The 11979-nt window shown below is 66.8% G+C and carries 12 protein-coding genes; 10 read left to right on the top strand and 2 right to left on the bottom strand.

Going from position 1 to position 11979, the window contains the following annotated elements; genetic code table 11:
• Positions 1–5: 5 nt before the first annotated feature.
• Together dnaN and dnaA are read right to left on the bottom strand one after the other, a co-directional pair.
• The gene (gene dnaN, locus IT184_05530) at positions 6–1112 is read right to left on the bottom strand and encodes a DNA polymerase III subunit beta (GenBank protein MCC7008258.1); all 1107 of its coding nucleotides are present in this window, start codon (positions 1110–1112) and stop codon (positions 6–8) included.
• A 308-nt stretch (positions 1113–1420) separates the two neighbouring features.
• Positions 1421–2764: a chromosomal replication initiator protein DnaA gene (gene dnaA / locus IT184_05525; GenBank protein ID MCC7008257.1), complete on the bottom strand. Its 1344-nt coding sequence runs from the start codon at positions 2762–2764 to the stop codon at positions 1421–1423.
• 359 nt (positions 2765–3123) lie between these two features.
• On the opposite strand from dnaA, the gene rpmH reads away from it, so the two are divergent.
• From rpmH to IT184_05475, 10 genes are all read left to right on the top strand, one after another.
• Positions 3124–3264: a 50S ribosomal protein L34 gene (gene rpmH / locus IT184_05520; GenBank protein MCC7008256.1), complete on the top strand. Its 141-nt coding sequence runs from the start codon at positions 3124–3126 to the stop codon at positions 3262–3264.
• Positions 3265–3311: 47 nt separating this feature from the next.
• The gene (rnpA, locus tag IT184_05515; protein ID MCC7008255.1) at positions 3312–3674 is read left to right on the top strand and encodes a ribonuclease P protein component; all 363 of its coding nucleotides are present in this window, start codon (positions 3312–3314) and stop codon (positions 3672–3674) included.
• Complete coding sequence (gene yidD, locus IT184_05510; protein ID MCC7008254.1) at positions 3671–3907, top strand: membrane protein insertion efficiency factor YidD; 237 nt, start codon at positions 3671–3673, stop codon at positions 3905–3907. The genes rnpA and yidD overlap by 4 nt, the downstream gene beginning before the upstream one ends.
• A gap of 13 nt (positions 3908–3920) precedes the next feature.
• Complete coding sequence (gene yidC / locus IT184_05505; protein MCC7008253.1) at positions 3921–5624, top strand: membrane protein insertase YidC; 1704 nt, start codon at positions 3921–3923, stop codon at positions 5622–5624.
• An 8-nt stretch (positions 5625–5632) separates the two neighbouring features.
• Positions 5633–6088, top strand: a complete 456-nt coding sequence (locus IT184_05500) for a KH domain-containing protein (protein MCC7008252.1) — start codon at positions 5633–5635, stop codon at positions 6086–6088.
• Between the two features lie 47 nt (positions 6089–6135).
• Positions 6136–7503 carry a tRNA uridine-5-carboxymethylaminomethyl(34) synthesis GTPase MnmE gene (gene mnmE / locus IT184_05495; protein MCC7008251.1) on the top strand — a complete coding sequence of 456 codons (1368 nt, stop codon included), beginning with the start codon at positions 6136–6138 and terminating at the stop codon, positions 7501–7503.
• Positions 7504–7508: 5 nt separating this feature from the next.
• Entirely contained in the window at positions 7509–9353 is a 1845-nt protein-coding gene (gene mnmG / locus IT184_05490; protein ID MCC7008250.1) for a tRNA uridine-5-carboxymethylaminomethyl(34) synthesis enzyme MnmG, read from the top strand.
• A 5-nt stretch (positions 9354–9358) separates the two neighbouring features.
• Complete coding sequence (locus IT184_05485; protein ID MCC7008249.1) at positions 9359–10006, top strand: class I SAM-dependent methyltransferase; 648 nt, start codon at positions 9359–9361, stop codon at positions 10004–10006.
• 152 nt (positions 10007–10158) lie between these two features.
• Complete coding sequence (locus IT184_05480) at positions 10159–10971, top strand: ParA family protein (GenBank protein ID MCC7008248.1); 813 nt, start codon at positions 10159–10161, stop codon at positions 10969–10971.
• A 12-nt stretch (positions 10972–10983) separates the two neighbouring features.
• Positions 10984–11847, top strand: a complete 864-nt coding sequence (locus IT184_05475) for a ParB/RepB/Spo0J family partition protein (GenBank protein MCC7008247.1) — start codon at positions 10984–10986, stop codon at positions 11845–11847.
• The last annotated feature ends 132 nt before the right edge of the window (positions 11848–11979 follow it).

The raw sequence follows: 11979 nt of genomic DNA, 5'->3' as shown, positions 1-11979 counted from the left end.
GTCGTTCAGACCCGCATCGGCATGATCACGTACGTGTAGTCGTAGCCTTCGGCGCCGATGGGCTTCATCACGGCCTGGCTCATCTCGTCCTTGAACTGCAGCTCGACCTGCTCGGCCTCCACCACGCTCAGGAAGTTGTCCACGTAATCGGCGTTGAAGCAGATCTGCAGCGATCCTCCATCGTAGTCGACCGGCAGCACCTCGTGCGCTTCGCCGAGGTCCGGGCTGCTCGAGGTGATCTCCACCTGGTCCTTGCCGATGACGAACTTCACCGCCTTCGATCGCTCGTTCGACAGCAGCCGGACTCGACGGACCGCCGCGGCCAGCCGATCGCGATCGAACTCGATGCGCTTGTCGTTGGTCTTCGGAATCACGCGTTCGTATGCCGGAAAGTTCGCGTCGATCTTGCGTGAGATCAGCAGCCGGGTGCCGGCCTTGAAGAACAGGTGGTTCTCGCCCTGCGAGAACTCGACGGTCTCGCCGCCGTCGACGAGCCGCGCCACTTCGTTGAGCGTCTTGCGCGGAAGCAGCACCTCGAGCTTGACGCCGGCGCCCGGCGATTCCTCGATCCGCACGAAGGCGAGCCGATGCCCGTCGGTCGCCACCATGCTGATCGACTCCGGTTCCAGCACGAGCTGCGCGCCGTTGAGGAAATAGCGCGTGTCTTCGCTCGTGATCGCGAATCGCGTGTACTGGATCATCCGCTTCACCGCGGCGCCCCGCAGCGACGCGACCGTGCCGGTGGCGTCGTTCGGCGGCGTCGGGAACTCGCTCGCCGCCAGCGTCTGCAGCCGCGACTCGAACCGCTCGGCGGCCACCGTCACGTGCTTGCCGCTCTTGTCCTCGTGAATCCGAATCTCGGTCTCCGGAAGCGCGCTGACGATCTCGAACAGCTTCTTCGCCGGCAGCGTCAGCGTGCCGGGCTTCCCAACGGTCGCGGCGCACTGGCTCCGCAGGCCCACGTCCAGATCCGTCGCGAGGAGCGACACGCGATCCTCGGCCGCCTCGAGGAGCACGTTCGCGAGGATGGGGATCGTGTTCTTCCGCTCGACGATGCCTTGGAGAAGCGAGAGCTCCTTGAGCAGATCACTCTTTCGAACCGTAAGCTCCATGGGCAGGGCGGCCTCTCAGTCGCTCGTCGATCGAGCGGGGGAACACCGGCAGGACGGGGTACTGATCTGTCCTGACGGAAGAGAAACGAGACAAAGAATTATAACAACAAGAAAGCCCTGTGAGGAACTGAAAAGACCTCACTAAGTGACTGGGAATCAGTCATTTATCTTGTGCACGGTCCTGTGCACGCGCGGCGGGTACACCGCCGCTGCCCTGTGCAGAAGCAACCCTCGCACGCCCATCCACAGCCATCCACAGGATCCGCACAGCCCGGACTGTGGATCCGAGGCGATGCTGGTGGATTTCCCTACCGAAGCGACTCGACGAGGGTGTTGATAACCGTGTTGAACGCGTGATCCGACTTGCGGAGTTCGTCGACCTTGCGCACGGAGTGAATCACCGTCGAGTGGTGCTTGCCGCCGAAGCTCTTGCCGATCTCCGGAAGCGACGCGTTCGTGAGCGTCTTGCAGAGATACATGGCGACCTGCCGCGGCAGCGCGATCGACTTCGAGTTGTTCTTCGACTTCAGTTCGGCGAGCCGCAGGCGGTAGTACTCCGCGACGAACTTCTGAATCGACTCGATCGTGACGGCGCGCTCTTCCTGCCTGAGGACGTCGCGCAAGACTTCCTGTGCCAGCGACATGGAGAGGTCGCGGCCGGTCAACGAGGCATAGGCCAGCAGCCGGATGAGCGATCCCTCGAGCTCGCGGATGTTCGACTTGATCCGGCCGGCGATGTACAGCGCGACGTCGTCGGGCAGCGCGATGCCTTCCGCCTCGGCTTTTCGCGTGAGAATCGCGATCTTCGTCTCGAGATCGGGCGGCTGGATGTCGGCGATGAGGCCCCATTCGAAGCGGCTCAGCAGCCGTTCCTCGAGCTCGCTGATCTGTTTCGGCGGGCTGTCGCTGCTGAGCACGATCTGCTTCTCCGCATCGTGCAGCGCGTTGAACGTGTGGAAGAACTCGGTCTGCGTCCGCTCCTTGCCGACGATGAACTGGATGTCGTCGACGAGGAGGACGTCGACGCCCCGGTAGCGCTCGCGGAACTCCAAGATGCGGTCGTAGCGGATCGCGTTGACGACCTCGTTCATGAACCGTTCGGCCGAGATGTAGGTCAGCCGAAGCCCGGGACTCTGCGTGAGCACGTAGTGCCCGATCGCGTGCATGAGATGGGTTTTCCCGAGGCCCACACCGCCGTAGAGGAACAGCGGATTGTAGGAGCGCGAGGGCGCTTCGGCGACCGCGCGGCAAGCCGCATGCGCGAACTGGTTCGAGGCGCCCACGACGAACGTCTCGAACGAGTAGCGGGGGCTGAGGCCGACGCTGTCCAGTTCTTCGACCTGCGGCGGGGCCGTGTCCGGCTCGGCTGGCGGCTCAGGAGCCGGCTCCGGGTTGGGCGCCTCGCCCATATCCGACGTGGCCCGGAACTCGACCACCGCGCCGGGCCGGCCGACCTCGACGAGCGCCTCGTCGAGGATGCCCGAGTAGTGCTTGATCAGCCAACTGACCGCCATGGGATCGGCGACGTCCACGACGAGGCGGCCGCCCTCATCGGCGGCGAGGGTCGTCTGACGGAACCAGGTGTGGTAGCTGTGCCGGTTGACCTTCGTCTCGATCCGTCGAAGGACCGCGTCCCAGACTGTGGCGGTCATGCTTTTCACACTTTACGCCCGCTCATCCGACGGCAGGCACGTCGGGCAGGAGAAGCGGGTCCGAGAGGCGAAAATGATGGCGAAAACGCCCGAAAAACTGGTCGCCAACATTCGATGGCGCCGGCCGGAACTCTAGCATTGGCTATGATTTGCGTCCCCAGCCCGTCGAAAGCCGCGGATTTCCACAGTTTTTTCCACAGTTGTGGAAAAGTGACGTTGGCTTGACGCGGTTTCCGGGAAGGTCGAGGAATCTACCATAGAGTGTCGCCGTCGCCAAGGCGACCTTCCGGATTGACGGGTTTTTTCCGCTCCGCTACCATCGTGGTTTCTCCAGGGTCCAACCACCCACTGAGAGTCCAATGAAACGAACGTATCAGCCGAACCGGCAGCGCCGCCGCAAGACCCATGGATTCCTCGTGCGCATGCAGACGAAGAACGGCCGCCTCGTCCTCAAGCGGCGCCGGGCGAAGGGGCGCAAACGGCTTACCGTTTCGTCATAACGGGCCCCGCCGGTACCCGGCACCGGATCGCCATCTGGCACCGGCTCGTGTCGCAGACATTCGGGCGTGAATCCCGGCTTCGGACGCGTACGGAGTTCACCGCGGTCCAGGAGCATGGGCGGCGGATCGCGACGCGCTGGTTCGTGCTGCTCGGCGTGCCGAACGTCCTGGGACGGGATCGACTCGGCATCATCGCGTCGCGCCGGATCGGTGGCGCCGTCGTTCGGAACCGCGCGAAGCGCCGGTTGCGAGAGGTGTTCAGGCACAGGCCGTCGTCCCCCACGCCTCTTGGACGAACGCTCGACCTCGTCGTGATTGCACGCCGGGAGCTCGCCACCGCGCCGTGGCAGGACGTCGAATCGGAGTTCGCGAAGGGGCTGGCGCGGCTTCGCAGTGCGAGAGTGACATGAGCTGGCGTGTCCGTCTTGGCGTGCTCCTCGTGCAGGCGTACCAGCTCGGGCTGAGCCCGTTCACCGGCGGCGCCTGCCGCTTCCACCCGAGTTGTTCTGCGTACGCGACGCAGGCCCTCCAGGAACACGGGCTCGTGCGAGGCCTGTGGCTGGCCGCGTGGCGCGTCGCGCGGTGCCATCCGTTCTCCAAACCCGCCGTCGACCCCGTGCCGCCGCGCGTCGAACGCTCCTAGGCGGGCCACTTCCATGGAAAAGCGCGTCTTTCTCGCCTTCGTCCTCTCGTTCATCGTCCTCGCGGTCTATCAGTCGGTGTTCGCGCCGAACCCGCCAGCGCGACCGGCTCAAGCGCCAGCTTCGGCCGCCTCCGCGCCTTCCACGCCATCGGCAGCGTCGGCGACCACCGGTCAACCGGCGGAAACGGCTCCGGCAAGCAATGCGCCGGCGACGACGGGCGAGAGCGCGACACCGCTCGTGGCCGACGCACGGGCACGAGACATCATCGTCGAGACCGACCTCGTCCGCGCCGTGTTCTCGACGGCGGGCGCGACGCTGCGAAGCTGGACGTTGAAGCGATACCTCGAAGGCGGCCAGCCGCTCGAGTTCGTTCCGAAGGATCTGCCCGCCACCTATCCGAAGCCGTTCACGCTCTCGACCGACGATCCGGCGATTTCGAGCACGCTCGCGACGGCGCTTTTCAGGCCGAGCAGCGACGCGCTCACGCTTGGCGCGTCACCCGGCACGCTGAGCTTCGAGTACCGCGATGCGTCGGGACGGCTGAACGCGAGGAAGACGTTCCACTTCCAGCCCGACGGCAAGCCGTACATCGTCAGGGTCGAAGCTTCGATCGATGTCGGCGGAACGTCGAAGCCGGTGACGCTCGCGTGGGGACCCGCCGTCGGCCTCGGTTACTCGCCGGACGGGTCGCGCAGCGCGCCCGTGCGCGGCGTTCAGGTCGTCGGCGGTGACGTCGAGTTCCTGTCCGCCAGCTCGCTGCAGCAGCAAGGGCGCTACGAAGGGAACCTCCGGTTCGCCGGCGTCGAAGACCACTACTTTCTCTGCGCGGTCGTGCCCGGAACCGAGCGCGTGGCCGTGCAGTACACGCCGGTGACGCTGCCGGTCCCCGGGGACTCCAGCCGGAATCGTGAGCTCATCGCGTACGAGGTGACGGTTCCGGGAGCGCTCGCCGTGCCCTTCTTCATGGGGCCGAAGGACTTCGACATCCTGCGCGCGGTGGACGGGCAGCTCGTGAAGGCGATCGACTTCGGGATGTTCGACTTCCTGGTCGTGCCGCTGCTCTTGGCGCTCAAGTGGGTCAACGGCTACATCGGCAACTACGGCTGGTCGATCGTCGCGCTCACGGTGCTGATCAACCTGGTCATCTTCCCGCTGCGGCATCGCAGCATGGTTTCGATGAAGAAGATGCAGGCGCTGCAGCCCGAGATGAAGGCGATTCAGGATCGCTACGCGAAGTACAAGATGACCGATCCCGAGCGCCAGAAGATGAACCAGGAGGTCATGGCGCTGTACCGGCAGCGCGGCGTCAATCCGGCGAGCGGCTGCCTGCCGATGCTGTTGACCCTGCCGGTGCTCTTCGCGTTCTATGCGATGCTGTCGGCGGCGATCGAGCTGCGCGGCGCGCCGTTCTTCGGCTGGATTCACGATCTCGCGCGCCACGATCCGCTCTACGTCACGCCGCTGCTGATGGGCTTGACGCAGTTCTGGCAGATGCGGATGACGCCGAGCACGGCCGATCCGATCCAGCAGAAGATGTTCATGATGCTGCCGGTCGTGTTCACCGTCTCGTTCCTCTGGGCGCCGGCAGGCCTCGTCGTTTACTGGTTCGTGAGCAACCTGCTGGCGATCGGACAGCAGTACGTGACGAACCGTATCATTGGACAACCGGTACGCCCGCCCAAGCCCAGGTCAGCCGGCGCCGGATCCCGATCCTGAGCATCGCCATGAGCGCCGAACTCGACACCCAGGTCATCGACTTCGTGCAGAGCATCCTGCACGCGATGGGCCTCGATCTCACCGTGACGGTGGAAGATGCATCCGACAACGTCCGCCTCGACATCACCGGCGACGGCGCCGACGTTCTGATCAAGCGGCGCGGCGAAGTGCTCGACGCGCTGCAAGTCGTCGTCAACACCGCGTTCCGGCGGCACGCCCGCGGCGAGCGGCACTACGTGATCGATGCGCTCGGTTTCCGCCAGGGCAAGGACGAGGAGCTGCGGCAGATGGCGCTGTTCCTCGCCCAGAAGGCGCGCACGACGGGCGTGCCGCAGGAGATCGGGCCGCTGAACCCATATGCGCGCCGGATCGTGCACCTCGCCGTGTCAGGAGATCCCGCCGTGTCGTCGGAGAGCATCGGCGACGCGTTTCTCAAGACGGTCGTGATCTCGGCCAAACGATAGCGCCGGCGAGCGGCCGCGAGGCGCGGAGCGACACCGCAGCGGCAAACGTGTTCTCCACGGACGACACCATCGTCGCGATTGCGACGCCGCCCGGCGCCGGCGGAATCGGACTGGTGCGCCTTTCGGGGCCGTGCGCCCATGTGATCGCGCTCGCGCTCATGGCGCGGCGCGCGCCGCTTCCCGCGCGCCGCGCCACGTTCGCGCGGCTCGTGGACGCGGACGAGGACGGCTTCGCCGGCCGGCCCCTCGATCAGGTCGTCGTCACGCGATTCGCGGCGCCGCGATCGTTCACCGGCGACGAGGTGGTGGAGATCAGCGCGCATGGAAGCCAGCCGCTGCTGCGCCGCGTGGTGGAGCTGGCGCGGCGTCAGGGCGCACGGCTGGCGGAGCCCGGCGAGTTCACGTTGCGGGCGTACCTGAACGGCCGGCTCGATCTCATTCAGGCCGAAGCCGTTGCCGACCTCGTGGACGCCGTGACGCCGCTGCAGGCGCGCGCGGCGATGGACCAGCTCGAAGGCACGCTGACCGGCGCGATCGCCAGGATCGACGCGATGCTGTTCGATCTCGCCGCGCGTCTCGAAGCATCGCTCGACTTTCCGGAAGAAGGATTTCATTTCATCACGAGAGATCAGGTCGTGGCCGAGCTGCAGCGGGTGACGGACGCGCTCGCGAGCCTGATCCGCGAAGGGCACGCCGGCCGCGTGGTCCGCGAGGGCAGCCTCGTCGTGATCTGCGGGAGGCCGAACGCCGGCAAGTCGAGCTTGTTCAACGCGGTGGCTGGCGCGCCGCGCGCGATCGTCACCGACATCGCCGGCACGACGAGGGACTTGCTGACGGAGCGCGTCGAGATTGGCGGCCTTGCCGTGACGATCGTCGACACGGCCGGCCTGCGCGACGCGCAGGATGCGATCGAAGCCGAAGGCGTGCGGCGGGCGCGCGACGCGCAGCAGGTCGCTGCGTTGACGTTGTTCGTCGTCGACGGTGCGTCGCCACTCCTGCCCGAGGACGATTGCGCGCTCGCCTCGATTCGCGGCCCGCGCCTCATCGTCGTGAGCAAGGCCGATCTCGAGCCGGCGTGGAGTGCACCGCCCGAATGGAACGGTTCGACCATCGGCGTGTCGTCGGTGACCGGCGTCGGGCTGGACGAGCTGAGGCAGCGTATCGTGCGCGAGTTGACGAGCCGCGACGAGTGGCGCGATGCGCCGATGATCTCGAACGTGAGGCACGTGGCGCTCGTCGACGAAGCGCTCGCCGCGGTGCGGCGGGCGACGGATGCCCTGGCGCACGGCGCCACCGAGGAGATGGTGCTCGCCGAGCTGAGCCCCGCGCGTGACGCGCTCGAGGCGGTCACCGGACGACGTGCGCCGGACGAGATGTTGCGCCACATCTTCAGCCGGTTCTGTATCGGCAAGTAGTCGCGATGCATCAGCGGGACTTCGACGTCGTGGTGATTGGCGCCGGGCATGCCGGATGCGAGGCGGCCTGGGCGGCGTCACGCCTCGGGTGCTCCGTCGGCCTCTGCACGCTGTCGGCCGAGACCGTCGCGCTGATGCCGTGCAATCCGGCCATCGGCGGGACCGCGAAGGGGCATCTGGTGCGCGAAGTCGACGCGCTCGGCGGGCTGATGGGGCGCGCCATCGATGCGACCGGGATCCAGTTCAAGGTGCTGAACCGCAGTCGCGGTCCCGCGGTGTGGTCGCCGCGCGCGCAGGCGGACAAGGCGAAGTACGGCGCGTGGATGCGCGACGCGTTGTCGCGCGAGGCCGGCATCACGTGGCTCTTCCGCCGCGCCGGGCGGATTCTGTCGGCCCGCGGCCGGGTAACGGGCTTGGCGTTCGAGGAAGGCGACGCCGTGTCGTGCCGCGCGGTGGTCGTCACGACCGGCACCTTCCTCAACGGCCTCGTGCACGTCGGCGACGAGCAGCAGCCGGCGGGCAGGGCGAACGAGCCGCCCACGCGCGATCTCGCCGCGTCGCTGCGCGCGCTCGATCTCGAGCTCGGACGCCTGAAGACCGGCACGCCGCCGCGGCTGGATCGACGGTCCATCGACTTCTCTCGGTTCGACGCCGAACGCGGCGACGATCCGATCGTGCCGTTCTCGTTCATGTCACCGCGCGTCGAGGTCGAGCAGGTCGTCTGCCACCTGCTCTACACGACGGAGGCGGTGCACGATCTCGTGCGCCGGCACATCTCGCGATCGCCGCTCTACAACGGCCGGATTTCCGGCATCGGGCCGCGGTACTGTCCGTCGCTCGAAGACAAGATCATGCGGTTTCCGGACAAGGAGCGGCACCAGATCTTTCTCGAGCCGGAGGGGCGCGCCGCCGACGAGATCTACGTGAACGGGCTGTCGATGAGCCTGCCGCGCGATGCGCAGGACGCCATCGTCCACGTGTTGCCTGGTCTCGAGGACGCCCGCATCCTCCGCCATGCCTATGCGGTCGAGTACGACTTCGTGCAGCCGACCGAGCTCCATCGATCGCTCGAGGTCAAGCGCCTGCCCGGACTGTTTCTCGCCGGGCAGATCAACGGCACGTCGGGGTACGAAGAAGCGGCGGCGCAGGGCGTGATGGCCGGTCTCAACGCGGCGCGCGCGGCTCGGCGGCATCCGCCGATCGTGCTCGGCCGCGACGAGGCCTACATCGGCGTGCTGATCGACGATCTGGTCACGCGTGGATGTCTCGAGCCATACCGGATGTTCACCTCGCGCGCCGAACACCGGCTTCGCCTGCGCATCGACAACGCCGACCTCCGGTTGACGCCGATCGGCCGCAGCGCGGGGCTCGTGGACGACGAGCGGTGGGACGTCTTCGAGGCGCGGCGGTCGCGGCTCGCGCGCAATCACGATCGTGCGCGCCGCACGCGCGTCGCCTTCGGCGGCACGACGATGTCGGCAGCGCAGGCGATCGCGCGGCCCGCCGTGCGGCTGGCCGACGTGCGCGATGCGGGGTTCGCGATGGAGATCGACGGACGTCGCGAGCACGTGGACGTCGCGTCGCTCGACGCGGACCTGAAGTACGACGGGTACCTCAAGCAGCAGGACGCGGCGAACGAACGCACGCGGAACCACGAGCACCGGGCGATTCCGAGGGAGTTCGTGTACCAGGGCATCCCGGGCCTGTCGCGAGAGGTCGTGGAGCGGCTGACGACGATCCGTCCTGAGACGTTGGGGCAGGCGTCGCGCGTGCCGGGCGTCACGCCGGCGGCGATCGCGATCGTGGCGGCGACGCTCGTCCGGAAGGGCACCCCGAACGCGCGACAATAGCTCGCGTGAATCCGGACCAGCTCGCCGAGCGCCTGGGCAATCGCCTCGCCGCGGTTGGCGTCCCGGCCACGGCCGCGGTCATTGGGCAATGCGCGGCGTATCTCGCTCTGCTGCATCGCTGGAACGCGCGGCTCAACCTGACCGGCTTCGATTTGTCGGCGCCGAGCGACGAAGCGGTCGATCGGTTGGTTGTCGAGCCGCTGGCGGCTGCCACCCTTGTAAGGTCATATGATAGAACTCATTGCGACATCGGCACTGGCGGCGGGTCACCTGCTGTCCCCCTGAAGATCGCGTGTCCGTGGCTGAGCGCAAGGTGGTACGAGGCTCGCGCCAAGAAGGCGGCATTCCTCAGAGAGGTCGTCAGGACTCTGGAGCTTGGCGACGTTGAGGTCGTGGCCAGTCGGTTCGGGGAAGGTTGTGAGCAGGTCGCCTCTCAGCCCCCTGTAGACGTCATCACGTTGCGAGGCGTCCGAGTGGATCCTGGGCTGATTCGTGCCATTCATGCCGTGATGCACGTCGATTCCCGCGTTGTCCTCTTCGGACGACACGAAGAGCTCCCATTGCCGGCGGGGCTGGTGATGTCGGCGAATCAGCTCTGGCTTGGCGGTCCCACCGTGGCAGTGATGGCAAGGAAGCGGATCGCTCCCTCTTGATGGAGATCCGTTGGAGCGGAGAGCCCAACAAGCGTGCACATCGATCTGGCGTGGGAGTCCCGGTTCGAGCCGGGATGTCAGTTCCCTAGCCCACGGCGACCTCGTAGTATCTTTGCCGGACGTGGGCAGGCGACGTTCCACGTGGAACATCAATGCGTAGACCGAGCAGGATCATTGCGATTGCGAATCAGAAAGGCGGCGTGGCCAAGACCACGACGACGATCAACCTGGCCGCCTCGCTCGCGATTGCTGAGCAGCGAATCCTCGTCATCGACCTGGACCCTCAGGCGAACTTGACGAGCGGCGTTGGTGCCAAGGGGGCGACGTCTGCCGGCGGCACCTACGCCGCGCTCATGGCTCAGGACGCCGATGCGCGTCGGTTCATCGCGCCCACACAGGTCGACCGTCTGTCGATCATGCCCGCGGATCGGAACCTGACAGGCGCGGAGATCGAGCTTGTATCGATGGAACGGCGGGAGCGGCGACTGCAACGATTGCTGGATCCCCTCCGGGCCGACTACGAGTACATCTTCATCGATTCGCCTCCGTCGCTTGGTCTTCTGACCTTGAATGGACTGGTTGCCGCCGACTCCGTGCTGATTCCACTGAATTGCGAGTACTTCGCGCTCGAAGGCATCGCCGAGTTGACGTCGACGATCGACCGCGTCAAGGCATCCCTCAACCCGAGGCTCTCCGTCGAGGGCGTGTTGCTCACGATGTACGACGATCGGACCAACCTCGGCCAGCAGGTCAGCGCCAACATCCGCGAGTACTTCGGCGATCTGGTCTACCGCACGGTCATTCCCCGCAATATCCGGCTGGGGGAGGCGCCGAGTCATGGGCTCCCGATCATCCTCTACGATGCGCGCTCCCGTGGCGCGGAGGCCTACATCGCCCTGGCCCGTGAGTTCCTGGCAAGAAACCGTGGCAGCGACGCCGAAACGCCCGCCGCCGCCCATTCCTGAGGAGGTGCCGCGATGGCCGAGAAGCGCCCTGCACTGGGACGCGGACTGAGCGCGCTGATCCCCGATGCCCAGGCCCAGCCCGCTGGCCGGCTCGCCGATCGGCCGCAGGAGCTGGACATCGACCTGCTCGCGCCCAACCCGCGCCAGCCGCGCACCCAGTTCGACGAGCACCAACTCGACGAGCTCGCCGAGTCGATCCGCGTCCACGGCGTGATCCAGCCGGTCCTCGTCCGACGCGCCGGCGATCGCTACGAAATCATTGCCGGCGAACGGCGATGGCGCGCCGCCCAGCGCGCTGGCCTCCTCCGCATCCCTGTCGTGGTCCGCGACGTGGCCGACGACCAGGTGCTGCAGGTGGCGTTGGTCGAGAACATCCAGCGGGAGAACCTCAATCCGATCGAAGAGGCGCAGGCGTACCGCCGCCTGGCGGACGAGCTGCAACTGTCGCAGGAGGACATCGCAGCGGCAGTCGGCAAGGATCGAGCTACCGTCGCTAACTACATGCGTCTGTTGAGGTTACCTGTCGAAGTCCGAAGCGATCTCGCTGCCGGCGCGCTCTCGATGGGGCACGCCCGTACGCTCCTCGCGCTCGCCGACGAGGCGGCGCAGCGGCGGATCGCGCGCGAGATCGTGTCGCGCGGTCTGTCGGTTCGAGAGACTGAGGCGCTCGTCCGCCGAGAGCAGGCGCCGCCCGCTCCGCCGCCCCCGGTCAAGAAGGTCGACCCCAACACCCGCGCGGCCGAAGAGCAGCTCCGGCTGGCGCTCGGCACGCGCGTGCGCATCGAGCGGCGCGGCCGCGGCGGCCAGATCGCGATCGAGTTCACGAGCGAGGACGAGCTGCAGCGGCTCTACGACGCGCTGACCGGCAGCCGGTGAACGCCTCCTCGTCTTGAAGGTATCCGAAGGCAAATGGTATAAATTGACGTTTGCCTCGGCCCCCGGTGTGTGCGCCATGAGGCACGGTCATCTCAGGCGATCCGCGCGGCAGGGATCGCCTGCGCCTGACGA

Source organism: Acidobacteriota bacterium (assembly GCA_020853395.1).
GTDB lineage: Bacteria > Acidobacteriota > Vicinamibacteria > Vicinamibacterales > SCN-69-37 > JADYYY01.
Note: the sequence above shows the minus strand (reverse complement) of the source record. Positions and strands in the feature narration are given on the sequence as shown.

Excerpts from the sequence above, each read along its gene's own strand:
- rpmH (MCC7008256.1), top strand. The coding sequence starts at position 3,124 with ATGAAACGAACGTATCAGCCGAACCGGCAGCGCCGCCGCAAGACCCAT.
- IT184_05500 (MCC7008252.1), top strand. The coding sequence starts at position 5,633 with ATGAGCGCCGAACTCGACACCCAGGTCATCGACTTCGTGCAGAGCATC.
- dnaN (MCC7008258.1), bottom strand. The coding sequence starts at position 1,112 with ATGGAGCTTACGGTTCGAAAGAGTGATCTGCTCAAGGAGCTCTCGCTT.
- mnmG (MCC7008250.1), top strand. The coding sequence starts at position 7,509 with ATGCATCAGCGGGACTTCGACGTCGTGGTGATTGGCGCCGGGCATGCC.
- yidD (MCC7008254.1), top strand. The coding sequence starts at position 3,671 with ATGAGCTGGCGTGTCCGTCTTGGCGTGCTCCTCGTGCAGGCGTACCAG.
- IT184_05480 (MCC7008248.1), top strand. The coding sequence starts at position 10,159 with ATGCGTAGACCGAGCAGGATCATTGCGATTGCGAATCAGAAAGGCGGC.
- IT184_05475 (MCC7008247.1), top strand. The coding sequence starts at position 10,984 with ATGGCCGAGAAGCGCCCTGCACTGGGACGCGGACTGAGCGCGCTGATC.
- yidC (MCC7008253.1), top strand. The coding sequence starts at position 3,921 with ATGGAAAAGCGCGTCTTTCTCGCCTTCGTCCTCTCGTTCATCGTCCTC.
- dnaA (MCC7008257.1), bottom strand. The coding sequence starts at position 2,764 with ATGACCGCCACAGTCTGGGACGCGGTCCTTCGACGGATCGAGACGAAG.